Here is an 18,400-nt window from a genome sequence, read left to right as displayed (position 1 = left end):
ACCTGCCATAAGCCATCCTATAGGTTCCTATCATCGACACTTGGTATAAGGTGCGCCGGCAGATCTTATATTCGAGGCAGGCTAGACTGAGGGCTTCAGCAACAAGACGTTTCCGCTGACCATGCGACAGAGGCGCTTTAGTTGAACCTCCGACAGGTCTCTTCGCCCAACACATCGATGCAATCTGGAGAGCGGCGAAAGTTGTCGTAATAGACCGTCCATATTCCTGGGTGGCCGGCGCGATAGGGGCCAAACTTGAAATATTGGTTCTGGCCGAGGCCTACGTCGTCATGGCCGATATGCCCGGTGACGGTTGCGATCCAGATCCCGTCGGCGAATATCTCGACCCGACCTTTACCCTTGGCATCGGGATGCGAATAGATGGCGAAGTCGATCCAGTCGCTTGAGGCAACGGGCAGGGGATTGTGCGTAACCGTCCGTATCTGGTCGGTGCAGTCGGGGAATTCGGCGACGCCCTTGTCGTCCCAGTCGGTGCCGGTGGCCACGAGCGCCCGCATCTGCTTGTCTTGCGGGCGGTTCCAGACCGGCGTGCTGCCTGCCGGGCAATGGCCATTTTGGGCCGCAGGGCCGCCGGCGATAAGGTTCGTTTCGACGGTGAAGAACATCCGGCCGCGCTCGAGCCTCAACGCAATGAAGGGGCTGTAATCGCCTTCAGCCGTCGGGCCGATTTCGCGCTTCCATTGTGCCATCAGATAGCGATGATCGTCCTGCGGGACCGGTTCGGCAAGCTTCATCGAAAATCCGTACCAAACCGGTTCATCGTAGGGCACGCGAAGCTCGGTCTTCTCCCAGATTTCCGCGCGCTCGCTGCAGGCATTGTCACCAGCCGCGCACAGTGAGCGCACACTCAACTCCAGCGCTCCAGGTCCGTCGCGCTTGACGGCACTCTGGAACGTATAGGTTCCGGCAGCCTGCTCATCGTTTTCACGGTAATAGAGCCCACCTTCCGATGCGAAGTCCGTCCCGTCGAATCCGTCCGTCAGCTTCTGGCTGCGCCCGTCGTCAGTGAGGGCAGGGTCGGCGAAGAGACCGGCGAGCATCAACGCGGCAAGTATCCGACGGCCGGTATTCATGGGGAGCTCCAAAAGTCGACGGCAACAGATGTTCATGTTTTGATACGCTAAAGTCGTGCCCGAGCCAACCGGGACCGCATCGTGCCAAGACACGATGCGGTGTACTGGAACTCGGCATCTATCGATAACGCGCGATCTGCTCGGCCGAAATCAGCAGCACGCGCATCTCAACACGGCGGCCCTTCAGAGCGATCAGTTGGGTTGACATGCCTTCGTGCGGAAGATCGGCCAGCAACATCACGGTTTCCGAAACAGCAACAGCGGCATTGAACTGCTTTGCGACATTCTCCAGACGGCTGGCCACGTTGACAGTATCACCGATCGCGGTCAGCGTTGCCACCTTGCCATAGCCGACAAGCCCGACGATAGCAGGCCCGTAGTGCATGCCAATCGCGACCTCCAGATCGACAGAAAAATCCTTCCGCAGCGTCTTGTTGAGCTTTTTCGTCTCAGCCACAATCCTGGCTGCGGCCCCGAGCGCGCGGCGACACACGTCACTGGCTCCGCGCTTGTCGATATCGAAGATTGCCATCACCCCGTCGCCGATATATTTGTCGACGCGTCCCCCGGCTGCCTCGATCGCCTGGACCAGGATTGCAAAATAGGAATTGAGCAGGAAGACGATATCGTAGGGCAGGCTGCTTTCCGAAATCGTCGTGAAGTTTCTCAGATCCGAGAACATCACCAGGATCTCCTTCTCCCGGCCTCCGTTGGGTTCGTCATTGAGCGACCGCCGATCTCCACCCTTGGGCACCAGAAGCTGCTGGTCGACGACGAGATCGTAGTCCGGTCGCAGCTGGCAGCTAAGCCGAACGTCAGGCTGAGCCTGGATGCGACCGAGCGTTGCCTGCTCGATGGCATTCGGGGGAGGCAGCGGTCCATCCGTCTCGACAACCCGAACGCGGCAGGTCGAGCATCGTCCCTTTCCGCCACAGGCCGAGTAGTGGTCGATGTGGCCGATGTGGCTGGCCTCGAGCACGCTGGTTCCGCGCGGCACCCGGACAAACGCACCATGGGTGTAGGTGATGGCGATTTCGAGCTCCTTCTGCCTGCTTTTGCGGATAATGCTCAGCACCAGCACCACGGCGCAGCATGCCGCCAGAATGATAAAGAAGTGGCGCTCTATCTGGGAGAGGTCCAGGTTGAGTGATTGAGCGATCCAGTTTCCATGCAGTTCCTGGGGCAATGTGCTCAGATCGCCTCGATCGCCTGCGGTGGCCGGATCAAGCCTTTGCCCGGACGCGACGATACCGGCGAGTGCGAGTGTCGGAACGATCACCGCGGCTGCAAAGAAGAGGTTGGCGAAGCGCTGATACCATTCCCGATGACTGATCGCGGAATAAAGACCGATGCAGCCATGGATCCAGGCCACAAATATCGCTGCAAACATCCTGAAAGCAAAAAGACTGTCCGACCACATGAAACGAATGACGGTGTCGTATCGACTGTCGGGGCCGGCAAACAGAATTGGCAGGCGCGCCGAGATAACATGCGCCGAAATCAGAATTGGCAGCGAAAGCCCGAAGCCGAGCTGGACCATCTTGCCGATCCGCATATCGAAATGCCGCATCAGATAGAGCGAGCGCAGTGCCAACAGGAAGTGGATTATAAAGGCGCCATATAGCACAATGGCGCCGAGCGGATTGCGCCAGATCACCTTGAAGACCCGCAGGACATGGCCGGCGGCTTCCTCCGATACCAGTAACATCGCGTGGTTCAAAAGGTGCATGCTGACGAACGTGAACATGATCACACCCGTGATCAATCCCAGCGTTCGGGCCGCTTTATCCGGAAGAAAGGGCCGCGCCGGAGGCTTCGCCATCAATCATTTAACCTTTTGGATGAAACCCTGCTGTCTCCCTTAAAGAAGGAGAATGGCTGGAGAGAGACGGATTTCTTCCCGGCACGCGGTTACAATTCGAAGACCTGTCCGTCCCTGACGACATGTGAACGATCGAACAGGGCTTTGGCCTGAGCTGCGACGCGATCGAGATCCTTGTCCTCGTGAAAGAAACTGTGGTGGATCATGGCAATCGTCTGCACATTTGCCGCCTCGCCAACACGGATTGCCTGCTGCCAGGACGAATGTCCGAAGCCGTTATACTTGTTCATTTCCTCGTCGCAATAGGCGCTGTCATAAAGAAACAGATCAGCGCCCTCAGCGAGTTTCATCACGTGTTCGTCCAGTTCGCCCGGCACATGTTCGGTATCCGTTATGATCGCCACCACCTTGCCGGCGAATTCGATGCGATATCCCACGGCGCCGCCCGGATGCCTCAGCCGGCCGGTGCGCAACACGACGCCGGGCACCGGCTCAAGCTGATCTTCCGGCATGAAGTTCTGATAGGTAACAGCCGCCTTGAAGACATCGGGACAGACCGGAAACCAAGGTGGCTGCATGATCTCTGCGACAAGCTGGCGCGTCGTCATCCTGCCTTCCATGTGGCCGGACGCAATGGTGACGGACATATGCGGCTTGTGCAGCGGCGCAAAGAACGGCAGTCCGATGATGTGATCGTAATGACTATGGGTCAAAAAGAGGTGTAGGTCGGTCTCGTCTTCCAATAGAAGTTGCCGGCCCGCAGGCACTATACCCGTCCCGGCATCGAATATCAGCACCCGCTTGCCGCAGCGCACCTCAATGCAGGTTGTGTTGCCGCCATAGCGCGAATAAGCGGGGCCTGAGACAGGTGTCGAACCGCGCGTGCCCCAAACCTTTACCGTAAGCCGGGCGGACTGGTCCTTCACTTCATCGACGACGACGCCAACCATGGCACCCTCGCGACGACAGCAGTCCTAGGGACAAATCATGCGAACTCATACTGGCCCTTATGCTTGGCCAACTCCCGGGTGGTCCGGGTCAGACGGCTGGAAAGTACCTCCAGAACGGATAGCATGAATTTTGGTGACTCCGTCATCAGCTTCAAAAAGTTCTCCTTGCCGATCCGCAATGTCTCCAGCTGCGTCAACGCAGTCACCGTTGCCGTTCTCGTGCCGTCCCCGAGCAGGGAAATTTCACCGATCAGCGAGTTTCGTTCGATGGTCGCAACCTTGACCATGCCAAATGACGTTTCCACCGTTACCTCTGCCGTGCCGCTGAGAATGACATAAGCTGCATCGCCGACATCGCCTTGATAGAAAAGCACCTGACCCGGTGAATAGCGCACCCTTTCGGAATTGAAGGCCAGAAGTTTCAGCTTTGCTGCATCGACAGATGCAAACAACTGCAACGTGCGCAGGCAGCGAACTTCATCAGCAAGGATCATATGCACACCTCCAAACCAAAGTTAGCGGTCCTAAACCTATCCCGTCGTCAGCGCTTTCACCATCTCGTCTTCAGCCACGAGCGAGCCATAGCTTCCATTGGCTTTGATTTCGCCATTGTCGAAAACCACGACCCGTTCAAAGTATGAGCACAAGCTCGGATTGGACAGGACCCAGATTATACTGCACTCATTAGATTGCACCTGCAAGAACGAGATGACATTTTCAACCAATTGACTCTGAAGTCGTGGATTCAGTCCAGGCAATGGCTGATTGAGAATGTAGTATTCTGATTTTCTAATGATAGCCCTGGCCACGTTCAGTTTGCGTCGCTGCAACAGGGTGAGGCGTCGGCCGCCGGGACCGAGATCGAATTCGATGCCTGTTTCGAGAATCTTGCCGTAAACATCCTTTTCCTTGGCCAGATCCTGGATCATCGAGACGATGCGCTCATGGGCATTGGCGTCCGAGCGGCTGATCTTGCCGAACACGATGTTTTCCATCAGGCTCAGGCCCGGCTGATACTCCTCGCGATTATATGGGGAAATGAGCGTCTGCAACTGGGGCGGCAGGTTCTGATAGAACCGCGCGCGTGCATCGACAATCTTGGCTCGCAGCCCATCGGTCAGAAGGCCGAAGCGGAAGCGGCCTTCGACATAGGAGAAGGCCGTCAGAAACATAAGCCGGCGATTTTCTTCCGACACCTCGAACGGGCCCTTGCCATCGACGTCCATCTGAAGTCGGGCGAGATCGGGTATTTCCCGGCCTTCCATGAAGGCCATTTCCGGCAGCAGCGGATTGTTCTGCTGTTCGTCACCGAACAGGTCGACCATATTGGCAACCACTTCGCGGCCAACCTCGAACAGCTCCTCCGCCAGCCCGTTCTCCCTGACGATCGAACGGAAATAGTTTGTCGAAATAATGCTGCGGGCTGCGCCCTCGCCACCCACCAACGCCCCGAACAAAAGGTTCTCGGCAATTGTTGCCTCGCTGTTATAGGCGTCAAACTCGAACGGCTCGACAAGTTGCGGCAGTTTCAGGGCCTCCAGCCTCTGACGCAAGGTCTGGCGTGCGTGGATTGAAAAGCTTGCCAGTTCCGCATGTTGTCGCGGATCGACTGTGTTGCGCAATCCGAGGTCGAAGACATCATGGGTCAGCAAGACGGTGTCGAGCGCGCCCAGCATCCAGCGGTTCTGGGTGGCACGATCTGCCACACTGTCGGCAGCCTCCGGGTTGCCCATCCACTCGCCCTCGATGTCGAAATCAACATTGCCGGCGAGGCGTGCCTCCTTGATTTCCCATTGGCGCTGGGTGGCTGCCTTGCCTTTGCGCGCCAGGGCCTGCAACGGGGCGTGCTTCAGGCCGTAGAGGAGGTTATCCCGCAACGTACCGTGGAAGAAATAGGATTCTGCGGACACATAGCTCATGTTGCGGCCGCTAATCGATTCCGGCAGCTCCAGTATGTCGACACCGCCGACCGTGATTTTGCCGCTTGCCGGCCAGACAGCGCGACCCATTGCCTCGGCCACGGCGACGGCTGCTGTCCCGTTCGCATCGAGGAAAGCCACGACTTCGCCGCGTCCGACTTCGAAGGAGACATTGTGGACAAGCCGCGCGCCGCTGTCGTCGTTGATCGCCAGGTTGACGGCTGTAATCGTGCCATCGAGTGGCGTGACCACGGCCGTTGAGAGCTTCTGGATTTCTTCCCCCAGCATGGAATCCGATTGGAACTGCTCGACCACCTGCTCGTATTTCACCTGCACGTCCTGGCGAGCCTGATCCCAATCGATCAGATCCTTCAAAGGACTTGGCAATTCCTTGTAGGCATTGATGACCGCAACCAGCTGACCGACGTCGAGGCTGCCCTTGAGCGTCAGATATCCGCCGATACAGTAGAACAGAAAGGGAGTGACCTGAGCCAGGAAGTTGTTGATGAACTTCACCATGAATTTCCATTGGTAGAGATCGTAGCGGATTGCGAAAATCTCGCCCAGTCGGCGTGCCATGTCGGCGCGTTCATAGTTTGATGTATCGTAGGCGTGGATCGTCGAAATCCCATCCACCATCTCGCCGACGCGACCGGCCAGGGCGCGCGCGGTCAGCTGCCGCTGCCGGCCCAGACGAATGAGACGCCGGCGCATGCGTGGAATGATGCCAAGCTGCAGCATGGCCATGAAGAGTGCGACCATGCCAAGCCAGAGGTTCTGCGCCAGGATGAAGGCGAGGGAGACCAGGATCTGTCCGCCGAGCATGGCGGGAGAGACAAAGGCCTCTCCAGCAAAGCCGCCGAGCGGCTCGACCTCGTCCTTGATCATGGTCGCCATCTCGCTGCTTTTGGTCCGCTTGAAGTAGATCGGCGGGAAAAGCAGGATCCTGTCGATCAGCTGGAAGCGGATGCGCCGCAAAAGCCGTTCGCCGAGGCGACCCTTGTAGGTGTTGATTACATATTTGAAGGCGTTGTTGACAATGACCAGAGCCAGAAATTCGAAGCTGAGTGCCATCAGCATCGAGAGGCGGTCGAGCGGATAGCCCGCATAGACTTCGATGACGCCGATCAGCGGCAGATTGAAGCTGACCTCGAAAAATGGCTGGACAGCATCTGCTGTGGCAAACCCGTCGCCCTGGATCGGCCCGTTGATGATCTGTTTTGGAAGGTCAAGCGCAAGGAAATAAGGGATCATCGACAAGGCGACGATCAACAGTATAACGACCTGCTGGCGTCGGGTATGACCCCAGATATATCGAGAAAGACTTTTGTTCATGTACTGAAAACTTGGCCTGACCGGGGGGCATCCGTTATTTTAACGCCGGCTGTGCTGGTTGTCAAAGAATCTCAGAGAGATGCACGGATCTCTGCCCTGCGGGTGCTGACGTCGCGGAGGGCGTCGTCATTCTTAAGCGCCTGGGACCACTCGCGATACCATTCGACGAATGCACGCACCCCCTCTTCCAAAGGCGTCTGGGGCACGAAGCCGGTGAGGGCCTTCAAAAGCTTCTGATCGGCAAAGGTGCGCGGTACGTCGCCCTTTTGGGGCGGCAGATACTTCCGGATTGCCTTCTGGCCGATTGCATCTTCGACGATATCGACAAAGCGGATCAGTTCGACCGGCAAGCCTGCGCCGATATTGATCACTCGGAAAGGCGCGTGCCGCGAGAGCGTGTCGACAACGCCCTCGGTTTCGACACGGTTGCCTTCTGCCGGCGGAACTTCGACAAGCCTGACAATCGCCTCGACCAGGTCATCGATATAGGTGAAGTCGCGGCTCATCCGGCCTTCGCTGTAAATTTCCACGGGACGGTGATTGATGATCGCATCCGTGAACTTGAACAGCGCCATGTCCGGCCGGCCCCAGGGGCCATAGACGGTAAAGAACCGGAAGGCCGTCGTCGGCACCTTGTGCAGATGGGCATAGGAATGGGCCATCGCCTCCATCGCCTTTTTGGTCGCGGCGTAGATGGTCAAAGGCTCGTCGGCATGATCGCTCTCCAGGAACGGAATGCTCTCGTTTGCGCCATAGACGGAAGAGCTCGATGCCAGAAGCAGGTGTTTCGGCTTGACTGCTTTGGCCAGTTCGAGAACCTGCCACGAACCGTTTATATTGGCAGACACATAGGTGCCGGGCTCTTCAAGGCTATAGCGGACGCCGGCCTGGGCTGCGAGATGAACGATCACGTCGGGCGTCTCGATCGAGGCCGCTCGATCGAGAGCGTCGCGGTCTTCGAGCATGCCGATCACCGGATCGAAATTGTCATAGGCGGAGAGAATGCGGTGGCGCTGCTGCTTCAACTTGACGTCATAATAATGGGTCATGCCGTCAAAGCCGGTCACGGCATGACCGGCAGCCAGCAGTCTGCGCGCGAGATGAAAGCCGATGAAGCCACCCGTGCCGGTTATCAAATAGCGCATTCTTTGCCCATGGATTCGTTCTTGTTAAGCCTGTCCCATCTATCGGTTCGGGACCGAACAAGCATTTGTATTGTTTCGCTAACTAAGCGACGCAGATAAATCTACGTTGCCGGAGCTCAGTCAACAGTCGTTCAAGCGAACAACGATCGCGCCACCGCGGCATATATCGGATCACGGATATGCCAGATTTTCTCTGAAATACAATAGGATTTAAGATTGGTTGCGAGTGAACTGCGATGTCAACGCAGACATCGGACATGCACGGCTCTCAACAGGGCGCATGATCTCGTCACTCCTCTCTCGGATCGTGCAGCGACGACCTGGACCTTATGTGGTGGCGCAAGCAGAACGGGCGGCGCGCCCGTCCAGGCGATTGGGCTTATGGCTTCGAGCCATCGGCTGCAGTAAGTCTGCCAGTGGCGAACGCACTTGATTTCGCGCCTTTGTGTACCCAATTCGATTGGGCGTGTCGAACAAGGATGGCGGGATGGAACCGACGTATAATGAATTTCTTGCGGGCGTCCGTGTCCTGCGGAATTTCGAGGATGTGGCCGATCCCGCTGTCTATAGCGCCCTGCCGTCTGGCTGGGCATTGGCGGTCGCTGACATCGTCGATTCGACCGTGGCCATCGAGGCGGGCCGTTATAAGGCCGTCAACATGGCGGGCGCTGCCGTGATCGCCAGCCTCAACAACAGTCTCGGGCGTCACGACCTGCCCTTCGTCTTTGGTGGGGATGGCGCGGCCGTGGCCATACCGCCACAGGGTCGGGAGATCGCGATGACCACGCTGTCCAATGTGCAGCGGTGGGCCTTCGACGATCTGGGGTTGACACTGCGCGCAGCGCTGGTCCCTGTCGAAGATATCCGCGACCATGGCTTCGATGTTCGCATCGCCCGCTTTCAGGCCAGCGACGACGTGTCCTATGCGATGTTTTCGGGCGGCGGCAACAGCTGGGCAGATGCGCGCATGAAAGAGGGCCTATATGCGGTTCCGGCCGCGGCGATCGGGGCACGGCCGGACCTCAGTGGTCTTTCCTGCCGCTGGGACCCGATCAAAGCGACGCGTGGAAAGGTCGTCTCGATCATTGTGGTTGCGGGCCCTGTGCAGGATCCGCAGGCCTTCAGCAGTCTCGTGCTCGACATCATCGATCTGGTGGAAGTGGATGGGCGAGAGGGGCACCCTGTGCCCGAGGAAGGACCAAAGCTCGGCTTCGTCAGTGAGGGGATCGGGTTCGAGGCGAGCGCCGGAGCTCGCCACCTCAACCGCGTCGGCATGCTCAAGCGCGGCCTTCGCGTGGTCGGCGAAGTCCTGCTCGTCAATGTCCTGCGCGTCTTTGGCGGTTCATTCCGCGGCTTCGATGCGGCCCGTTACGGGCGATCGGTGGCCAGCAATACAGACTTCCGAAAGTTCGACGATGGCCTGAAAATGACAATCGACATGGACCAGGCAAGGTTGGATAAACTGCGCGAGCGGCTCGAGCAGGCCTATGCCGCAGGCCTTTGCTTCTATGGCCTGCACGAACAGGAGGCAGCCCTCATGACCTGCATCGTTCCATCGCCGCTGTCGCTTGACCACATGCATTTCGTCGATGGAGCTATGGGCGGTTATGCGGCTGCTTCGACCCAGATAAAGCGGCAGATGCTGATGGCGCCGCAGGCGTAAGTGTCGGTGATCTTGCGGGATGGCGATTTCCCCGATAGAAAATCGGCCTGCCTTGCCCGGAGAAAAATTTGACCATCAGCGACAATCCACGCGCCATTGCTCGGGCAATTATTGCCCAGAGCGTCGAAATGGCGCGCGGTGGTGACACCAAGGGTGCCCAGGACCTGCTGGACAGTCTCATGGCCGACAAGGAACTGGTCGCCCGCGCTGAACTCGGGCCGCCGACCGTGCTCGGATTGCCGCGCAAACTGCACTCGGCCAATCTGAAGCTTGCCAAGGTCTCCAAGGACAGGCTGCGGGTCATAGGGCTTCAGTTCACACTGGTGCCGGATCCCGCTGTTATGGCAGATATCGGACGCTATAGCGGCGAAGAACAGCGGCGCATTGCTCGGCTGGCCGGCCAGACAGTGCCGCGGATCCTCCACCAGGTCTGGATCGGCGATCTGCCGCAGCCGCCGGCCGTGGACGCCTGGCGACGCCACTGTGCTTCCTTTTCGATGCAATACCGGCTTTGGGACGAGGCTGCGCTGCTGGCGGAAGGTTTTGATCAGAACGCCGCCTTTGCAGAGATGATGGCGCGCAAGGATTTTCCCGGTGCGGCCGATGTGGCGCGCTATCTGGTGCTGGAAAAATTCGGTGGCCTCTACATGGATGCCGACTGGTATCCGGCGCGCGACGATGTTGGCTTCGACGATTTTATCGCACTTGTCGGCTTTACGGCGCTGGCCGACGCGACGCCGCGGCTGACCAGTGCCGGCGGCCTGCTTCTGGCCAATGCCTTCATCAGCACGCCACCGCAGCATCCGGTCATACGGCGGATCATAGAGGCGATCCCGCGGGTTATGGGCGCTTTGCCGGATGCGCCAGCCTGGTGGTCGACGGGGCCATTGATCTTCACCTATGCCTGTCGGGGTGCTGGCGTCACGCTTGCCACAGTCGACATGATGGCCGCGGTCCTGCCGCGCCGCGCGCCGCTTGAGGCGGTGGATGACGCGCGCAATGAGGCGATGCGCTGCGATCGGGGTTTCCTGATCGACTGGAAGTCCTGGTAACCGTCAGCTCGGTTCTGGCCGTACCCATTCGCATGCCGGATGGCCATTCGTGATGGCAAAGAGCGCTTCCAGAAAATCCCAGGCTGCGGCGTCATGCACGAGGTGATGGGTCAGTATGCCGGTCAGCGGCGCCGGATCGACCCGTCCGATTTCGGTTGCAAGCTCTGCAAACAAGACGGGGGCCGGGCGTCCGCCGCGGGTGCCATGCCAGTCCATGATATCGACATGGGTGTTGATCAGACAGATGGGAGAGCTTGGCTGCTCCCTGCCGAAAACAGAGAGCGATGTGAAACCCTGCTCGCCAAGCCGAGACGCAAGACCTGCGGCAATGCGGTTCCACGGGGGCACCAGCATCGGAATGAAACGGTGGGCGTGCAGGTCCTTCAACTTGCGCAGGCCGGCCTTCAGTTCAGCTAGAACCAACTCGGCCGGACGGCTCGGTCCGAGTTCCTGCTTCTTTTCGCCGTCCGGCGCGTGATTGGCGTGGGACCATCCATGCACGGCGACGAGGGCATCCGGCGCGGTGTCGAGCCTTTTTGCCAAGGCTTCGCCTGTGTGCTCGGGTATGACGGCGAGCGTTACCGGAACGGCGTATGAAGCGGTCATGGTCAACAAGGTGTCGAGCGCTGTTGATGGGTTGACCGCGTCATCGTCGCGCAGCCACAGTTTTATCGTCTGGCGGTTGTCCGCCAGGCGACCCAGGGTCTCGCGCAGCAGTAGTTCGGTCATAGGGTAAACTCCAGTGCTGGAACCAGGAGGTCGGCAATGCGGCGAGCGACCACCGGTAAAGAACGTTCGGTCGAGACAAATATTCGGGCAGCTTCGGCAAGCTTCTGCCGTTGTTGTTGATCCGAAAGCAGAGAGTCAATGGATTGCGCCAAGCCGCTGGCGTCATTGGACGCGGTCAGCAGACCCGTGCTGCCGTCGAGTACGACTTCTGGTACGCCGGCGATGTTTTCGGCGATGACCGGCAGGCCGGCTGCCTGCGCTTCGAGATAGGCAAGCCCGTAGGCCTCGCCATGACCGGGCCAGACGAAAAGCGAGGCGCGTGACAGTTGTTCGATGACCCCGGTGCGAGACAACTCACCCAGCCATTCGATCCGGCCTGCTGGAAAAGCGGAAAAGAGCGCTTCGACAGCTTCCCGCTCCGGGCCATCGCCGACAATGGCAAGGTGCCAGTCGGGGGCAATTACATATTTCAAAGCTGCCGCCAGCGCGGCATAGCTCTGGAGCTTATCACCCGGTCGCATCATCGCGACCGTCACCAGGCGGGCCTTTTCCGGCGCCGGAGTTGCGGTGAGGAATGGCGCGGCGTCGATGAAGGGGGCGATACGCGCAAGTCGCGCGTCTGGAACTGCCGATTCCAGGCCCGCACGGTCTCGCTCGGTGAAGCAGAAGTTGACGGCGGCTCTGGCGACCAGATCCTTCAGCGCATCCTGATGCCGTGCCCAGCAACCAAGATTGCGCCGCTTCGAATAGGAGGCTTCCGCAGTCACGTAGGGAATGCCAAAAAGGCGGGCAAGCGGCGGCCCGATGAGATCCGGCGCCTTGTAATAGGGGTGATAACAGAACCAGAGATCGGGCGGGCCGTTGCGCTGCCATTCCTGGCGAAGCCGTTCGATCTCGGATGCCACCTGCGATTCAAGATCGGGCAGAACCGTATCCGGTGTCCGGTGAAAGCTGCGCAAATGCGATGCGACCGAGACTTGGTTGCCGGTCTCGCTGAGGGCTGCGACGAGTTGTTTTGCCATCAGGCGATCGCCAGAGGGAACCGGATGCTCAGGCGATTTCAGCGGCGCGTAGAAGGCGATCTTCATATCTGCGTTAAAGCCCGGTCCTGCAGGCAAGGCAAGAGGCGCGGTCGATCAACAGGCGAAACGATCCTGCCAGCCGCCATTGCCGGCTCTTGACATCCAGGCGGGCTAGACGCACCTGAGGGACAATAGAACCTGACGGAGCCTCTCATCCATGACATCATCCGCCGTTGCGACCGGACTTTTGTCGGCCATCCAGGCACGCACGGCGAAAGCTGGCGTCATTGGTCTCGGCTATGTCGGATTGCCCCTGGCGATGAGCATGGCAAAGGCCGGCTTCACCGTGACAGGCTTTGACGTAGATCCACAGAAGATTACCGCGATCGCGGCGGGGGAGAGCTATATCGAGGCCGTTTCCAGCGCGGTTCTGCAGGCGGAAATTGCAGCCGGACGGTTTGCTGCGACCTGTGACTTCAAGGGGCTTGCAGACTGTGACGTGATTGCCATCTGCGTGCCGACACCGCTGACACGCCAACGCGATCCCGACCTCTCCTATGTCGAAAACACCTGCCGAACGATTGCCGAAACCTTGCGCCCCGGTCAACTCGTGGTGCTGGAATCAACCACATGGCCCGGGACGACGGAAGAAGTGGTAAAGCCGATTTTGCAAAAGACGGGCCTGGCAGCCGGCAAGGATTTTTTCCTCGGTTTTTCGCCGGAGCGCGAGGATCCTGGCAATCGCGATTTTGCAACCTCGACCATTCCCAAGGTGGTTGCCGGCGACGGTGCCGATGCGCGCGAACTGATGATCGCCTTTTACGGTGCGGTGGTGAAAACCGTGGTGCCGGTCTCGACCACGGCGACGGCTGAAGCCGTCAAGCTGACCGAAAACATCTTCCGCGCCGTCAATATCGCACTCGTGAACGAGCTTAAGCTGGTCTATGACGAGATGGGCATCGATATCTGGGAAGTGATTGATGCGGCCAAGACCAAGCCATTCGGCTACATGCCCTTCTATCCGGGCCCCGGCCTTGGCGGCCACTGCATCCCGATCGACCCATTCTATCTGACGTGGAAATCCCGCGAATTCGACCGGCCGACCCGTTTTATCGAGCTTGCCGGCGAGGTGAATACCGCGATGCCTTACCATATCGTCGCCAGGGTGGCCGAGACGCTCGATCGTCAGGCGGGCAAGGCGCTCAGCCGGTCGCGCGTGTTGGTCCTCGGGCTCGCCTACAAGAAGAATGTCCCTGATATCCGCGAAAGTCCATCGCTGCGGATGATGGAACTGCTGAAGGAGCGCGGGGCCGATATTGCCTATCACGATCCCTTCATTGCTGAAATTCCCAGGACCCGCGAATATCTTGATCTGATGGGTCAGCGCAGCATCGCCTTTGACGAGGCAACGATCCGCAGCTTCGATCTCGTACTGGTATCGACGGATCATGACGCCGTCGACTATCAGAGCATTGCCGACTGGGCGCCGTTGATTGTCGACACGCGCAACATCTTTGCAAGGCGGCAGATTGTGTCCACCAACATTGTGAAAGCCTGAACCATGAGCCGCCTGGATGCCTTTATCATGCGGATGACCGCCCAGCGCGATATCCTCAATTCCATCGCCGGCAACGTTGTCCTGCCCGACGGGCCGATTCTCGAAATCGGGTTGGGAAACGGGCGAACCTATAGCCACCTGCGCGAACAGTTTCCAAAGCGCCGGATCATCGCCTTCGACCGAGTGGTGGGCGCACACAAGAGCTCGGTTCCGGACATGGAAAACATGGTGCTGGGCGAGATCGCCGAGACGGGCCAGACTTTCGTCGGCTGCGGCGCGGCGTTGGTGCATGCAGATATCGGAACCGGCTATGACGACCGGGATGCGGTGACGCTTACCTGGTTGCCGCAGATGGTTTCCGGCATGCTGGCAGTTGGCGGCTATGCGGTGAGCGGACTGCGCCTGGAGGCGCCGGAACTCGAACGATTGTCCATCCCGATACATCTCCCGCCCGAGCGCTACTTCCTCTATCGCAGGTCATGATGGTTCACCTCCTGCGCGGTGGCCACGATGGCGCATGACCCTGATCGACGCTTCTCGCTGGCCGTGATCGCGGATGCGCATTTCCATGATATCGAGGGCGACTATGCGGTGCCGAGCATTGCTGTGGGTGAGCGCAGGCTGACCTTGCAGACCTGGGCGCACAGCCGTGAGTCGACCCGTGTCTTCAACGAGAGTGCCGGGGCCTTCGACAGGGCGCTCGAGACGATTGCCGCACGCGGCATCCGTCATGTCGTTCTGCTCGGCGACTACACCGATGACGGCCAGCGCCGCACAACGGCAAGCCTTGAGCGACGGCTTGCCGACCATGAAGCCCAATTCGGCACGCGCTTTTATGCCCTGCCTGGCAACCACGACATGTTCGGCCCGTGGGGCCGACACCAGTCCCGGTATTTTCTGCAGGAAGACGGCGTGCCCGTGCTGGTGACCAGCGATGGGCGCGATCCGAAGCCCGGCAGCATCGTGACGCCGCACATGTATTGCGAAGGCTATCCGGCCGCCCTGCTGTCGATGGCGCGACACGGCTATTTCCGCCGCCCGGTGGATTGGTGGTGGGAAACGCCGTTCGGCCACGACGATGCGCTTGAGGCGCGAAGATACGAGGTGGTGTCGCAGGACGGGCAGAACCGCCATCTCCTGGTGGACGCGTCCTATCTGGTCGAGCCGGAGGAGGGGCTGTGGCTGCTGATGATCGATGCCAATGTGTTCGAGCCGAACAACGGCACCTTCAAGACCGGTTCCAAAGGCGCCTTTATCGACAGTACAGGCGCCGGCTGGAATGCCATGTTGCGGCTTAAGCCCTTTATCTTCGACTGGATCCGCGACGTCAGCGCGCGCGCCACGGCGTTGGGAAAAGTGCTTCTGACATACTCGCACTATCCGGCCATCAGCCCTTTCGGCGATGGTGGGGATGGTTTTGAGAGGGATCTTTTCCCAGGCGGTGTCGCTGCCCAGAGGATACCCCAGGACGCGGTTGCCGAGGCTCTGATCACGGCCGGAATTTCGCTCCATTTCAGCGGTCATTGGCACGTCAGAGGCGTGAGCCGGCGCAAAAACGCCAACGGTGAGCTCACCAACATATCCGTGCCGTCACTTGTCGCCTTTCCGCCTGCTTTCGATGTCGTCTCGGTTTGCCATGACGATATTGCGGTGGAGACCGTCGACATCTCCTCTATGGCGCTGGATCAAGCGATCGTGGCGCTTTATCGGCGGGAATGCGAGCAAGCCGGCCTCAGCGAGGATGCTGCGCTGTCCGCAGCGACGTATGGTGAGTTTCTCTCCCGCCACACGAAGGCCCTTGTCCTCCATCGCTACTTTCCCCGTGAGTGGCCCGCGCAGGTGGTCGCCGCGATCATCTCCATGACGGTCGCGGACCTTCTCCGCGATCCCGTGACACGTCCGCGCGACGGGGCAGACTTTTACGAAACCGTTGCAATGTCCGAAGACGAGCTGAAAGCAATCGACGTCATCGGCCTTGTGACTGACTGGTATTTGATCCGGCAAGGCGGTTCGATTGCCATGTCTTATCTGGGAAACAGGCGGATTGCCGTTTTGCGGGGGATCTCGCTGCTCTATTGCGAGAAAATCGATGATGAGGATAACCGGGCAGTTGCGCGCTACCTCGCCACTTTTTTCCGCTCGCTGATCTTCTATCTCGACAGAGCCGCTGGCCCGACGGCTGGCGGGTAAGTCTCGGCCGCCAGCGAGGAAATTTGGGTCTCGGCCCCCGGCCTTAATGAAGGCGGGTATTGGAGAGTTTGAGAAGCGCAAGTGTCACCAGCCAGCCGAGTGCCCAGCCAGCGATCACGTCGCTTGGCCAATGCTCGCCTGCGAATATTCGCGCAGCACAGGTCAAGGCTCCTGCGGTGAGCAGGATGACGCGGTATTGCGGGAACTGGATTGCTGCCGAACAAGCGACCGCAGCGGCAAAGGCTGCCTGGGTCGATGGCAGGGAAGCAAATGCGTCGTCGAAGGCAAAAGGCTTGAACAGCGACGTGTCCCAGCCATGCAGCGCAGCAGGACGAGCCCTCCCGATGATATTCTTGACAAGCAGAGACGACAGCACGGCCGCGACGCCGCAGCATAGACAGAAAACACCAAATGTAGATGCCGGTTTTTGCCGGGCTTTGGCGTAGAGCAAGGCAAATGCGCTCGTGCCGAAGATGAGGGGTAGGACGAATACAGGCGACGTCGCCTCGGAAATCCATATGCCGACGGTCTGCAGCCATGAAGGCAGAGAGGTGACCCACCGGGCGACAGGTTGATCGATCAAAAGCATGCTCAAGGCAGCCAACGCAAGGAACCCCACTGTCCACGTGGTCACCGGCACGAATGGGCTGCACCGCGCTTTGGATCCTTCGACCACAGGCCCTCCTTTTGGCGTCATTCTCGGGTCAACCGCTCGAGTTGGGGTGGGGCGTCACGGTCTTTGATCTTCTGTCAGCGCATTGAACTTCAATCGCGTCTGCATCCGATATCGCTGCATTGTCCAGAAAAGCGGATTTCACATCAGGCTCCGCATGATGGCACTCCTGTCGGGTGCCGTGATTTCGATAGAGAACACTCGGCGCCGATGTTTCATCGACGTCCGGCGTGCGCTAACGGTCGGCACGCGATGAAGGTGTATCGATTTAGAGCGTTTTCTGGCTAGACTGAAGCATTCTGGTGCTGTCCACCGGGGCTGCTTTTGCCCGCGGCACAGTCATGACTTGGAGGCTTCCGACGCATGGTGTCGCGCCAAGGCGAGGAATTCCTTCATGCCTGCGGCGGGGTTGCGACGATTGGGATAGTAGAGGCAAAGACCGGGGAAGGCCGGTGTCCAGTCATCCAGCACACGGATGAGACGACCGGCCTTTATGTCGGCGATCACGTTCTGCTCCATGAAGTAGCCGATGCCCACGTTCTCCATCACGGCAGCGCGCGCAAGATTTGCTTCATCCAGAATGATGGGACCTTCGACGTCAAGCTGGACCGTCTCGCCATCCTTCTCGAAGCGCCATTTGAACAGTGCGCCACCGGGAAGGCGGACCTGGATGCAATTGTGCTTCAGAAGATCCGGAGGAACGAGCGGTTTCGGATGATTGGCGAAATAGTTGGGAGAGCCGACGACGGCATATCGTTGTCGTCGTCCGAGTGACACCGAAATCATGTCGCTCGGGATCAATCCCGCCACGCGCACCCCCAGATCGAAACCATCAGCCACGATATCCACGAGGCGCCCCTCGGTGACAAGGTCCACCGTCATATCCGGATAGCGACGCAGAAACTCGAAGACGAGCGTCGCGATCTCTTGCGCGGCGAAAGGAGCCGCATTGATCCGCAATGTGCCGGAGGGGGTGTCGCGCTCGGATCGAACGGCGTCCAGGGCGCCGCGAATGTCCTGAAGCGCCGGCCCCACCTGCTCGACGAAGATGTTTCCGGCACTGGTCAGCGAAAGGCTGCGGGTTGTCCGGTTGAACAATCGCACTCCGAGGCTGGCTTCCAGCCGTGCGATGGCATGACTGAGGGCTGTCGTCGACATGTTGAGTTCAACCGCCGCCGCACGAAACGTCCCCTTGCGCGCGATGGTCATAACGGCGTTCAGATCGTCCAGAGAAGTCCGTTCCATTAT

Annotated in this window: 15 protein-coding genes; 5 read left to right on the top strand and 10 right to left on the bottom strand. The window is 59.2% G+C overall.

Features of this window, described 5'->3' with window-relative positions; genetic code table 11:
• Positions 1-137 precede the first annotated feature (137 nt).
• The 6 genes from HGO38_RS18385 to HGO38_RS18360 all read right to left on the bottom strand — a co-directional run bounded on the left by HGO38_RS18385 (position 138) and on the right by HGO38_RS18360 (position 8,265).
• Complete coding sequence (locus HGO38_RS18385; RefSeq protein WP_502941597.1) at positions 138-1,094, bottom strand: polysaccharide lyase family 20 protein; 957 nt, start codon at positions 1,092-1,094, stop codon at positions 138-140.
• Between the two features lie 118 nt (positions 1,095-1,212).
• Positions 1,213-2,802, bottom strand: coding sequence for an adenylate/guanylate cyclase domain-containing protein (locus HGO38_RS18380; protein ID WP_250957367.1), 1,590 nt, complete (start codon positions 2,800-2,802; stop codon positions 1,213-1,215).
• A gap of 203 nt (positions 2,803-3,005) precedes the next feature.
• A complete protein-coding gene (locus HGO38_RS18375; RefSeq protein ID WP_250957366.1) occupies positions 3,006-3,866 on the bottom strand; it encodes an MBL fold metallo-hydrolase in 861 nt (286 codons plus the stop codon).
• Between the two features lie 35 nt (positions 3,867-3,901).
• On the bottom strand, positions 3,902-4,360 hold the full coding sequence (locus tag HGO38_RS18370) for a cyclic nucleotide-binding domain-containing protein (RefSeq protein WP_250957365.1): 459 nt from the start codon (positions 4,358-4,360) through the stop codon (positions 3,902-3,904).
• A gap of 36 nt (positions 4,361-4,396) precedes the next feature.
• Complete coding sequence (locus tag HGO38_RS18365) at positions 4,397-7,120, bottom strand: ABC transporter transmembrane domain-containing protein (RefSeq protein ID WP_250957364.1); 2,724 nt, start codon at positions 7,118-7,120, stop codon at positions 4,397-4,399.
• Positions 7,121-7,191: 71 nt separating this feature from the next.
• Positions 7,192-8,265 (bottom strand): NAD-dependent epimerase/dehydratase family protein, encoded by a 1,074-nt coding sequence (locus HGO38_RS18360; RefSeq protein ID WP_250957363.1) that lies wholly within the window; start codon positions 8,263-8,265, stop codon positions 7,192-7,194.
• A 487-nt stretch (positions 8,266-8,752) separates the two neighbouring features.
• On the opposite strand from HGO38_RS18360, the gene HGO38_RS18355 reads away from it, so the two are divergent.
• Together HGO38_RS18355 and HGO38_RS18350 are read left to right on the top strand one after the other, a co-directional pair.
• On the top strand, positions 8,753-9,928 hold the full coding sequence (locus HGO38_RS18355) for a DUF3095 domain-containing protein (RefSeq protein WP_250957362.1): 1,176 nt from the start codon (positions 8,753-8,755) through the stop codon (positions 9,926-9,928).
• Between the two features lie 68 nt (positions 9,929-9,996).
• A complete protein-coding gene (locus HGO38_RS18350; protein ID WP_250957361.1) occupies positions 9,997-10,980 on the top strand; it encodes a glycosyltransferase family 32 protein in 984 nt (327 codons plus the stop codon).
• 3 nt (positions 10,981-10,983) lie between these two features.
• On the opposite strand, the gene HGO38_RS18345 is transcribed toward HGO38_RS18350, so the two are convergent.
• A complete protein-coding gene (locus HGO38_RS18345) occupies positions 10,984-11,709 on the bottom strand; it encodes a polysaccharide deacetylase family protein (RefSeq protein ID WP_250957360.1) in 726 nt (241 codons plus the stop codon).
• Entirely contained in the window at positions 11,706-12,797 is a 1,092-nt protein-coding gene (locus HGO38_RS18340; RefSeq protein WP_250957359.1) for a glycosyltransferase family 4 protein, read from the bottom strand. The genes HGO38_RS18345 and HGO38_RS18340 overlap by 4 nt, the downstream gene beginning before the upstream one ends.
• 151 nt (positions 12,798-12,948) lie before the next feature.
• On the opposite strand from HGO38_RS18340, the gene HGO38_RS18335 reads away from it, so the two are divergent.
• Genes HGO38_RS18335 through HGO38_RS18325 form a run of 3 tightly spaced genes read left to right on the top strand, consistent with a single transcriptional unit; the run spans position 12,949 to position 16,479 of the window.
• Positions 12,949-14,289 carry a nucleotide sugar dehydrogenase gene (locus HGO38_RS18335; protein ID WP_250957358.1) on the top strand — a complete coding sequence of 447 codons (1,341 nt, stop codon included), beginning with the start codon at positions 12,949-12,951 and terminating at the stop codon, positions 14,287-14,289.
• Between the two features lie 3 nt (positions 14,290-14,292).
• A complete protein-coding gene (locus HGO38_RS18330; protein WP_250957357.1) occupies positions 14,293-14,772 on the top strand; it encodes a class I SAM-dependent methyltransferase in 480 nt (159 codons plus the stop codon).
• Positions 14,773-14,799: 27 nt separating this feature from the next.
• Positions 14,800-16,479, top strand: coding sequence for a metallophosphoesterase family protein (locus HGO38_RS18325; protein WP_250957356.1), 1,680 nt, complete (start codon positions 14,800-14,802; stop codon positions 16,477-16,479).
• A 43-nt stretch (positions 16,480-16,522) separates the two neighbouring features.
• Here the strand turns inward: HGO38_RS18325 and HGO38_RS18320 are convergent, their stop codons facing one another.
• Both HGO38_RS18320 and HGO38_RS18315 read right to left on the bottom strand, forming a co-directional pair.
• Positions 16,523-17,068, bottom strand: a complete 546-nt coding sequence (locus HGO38_RS18320) for a phosphatase PAP2 family protein (protein ID WP_250957355.1) — start codon at positions 17,066-17,068, stop codon at positions 16,523-16,525.
• Positions 17,069-17,491: 423 nt separating this feature from the next.
• Positions 17,492-18,397, bottom strand: a complete 906-nt coding sequence (locus HGO38_RS18315; RefSeq protein ID WP_250957354.1) for a LysR family transcriptional regulator — start codon at positions 18,395-18,397, stop codon at positions 17,492-17,494.
• Positions 18,398-18,400: the final 3 nt, after the last annotated feature.

It is taken from the genome of Rhizobium sp. CG5 (assembly GCF_023701945.1).
In the GTDB taxonomy this organism is placed as follows: domain Bacteria; phylum Pseudomonadota; class Alphaproteobacteria; order Rhizobiales; family Rhizobiaceae; genus Allorhizobium.
This window is presented reverse-complemented; position numbering and strand designations above follow the sequence as displayed.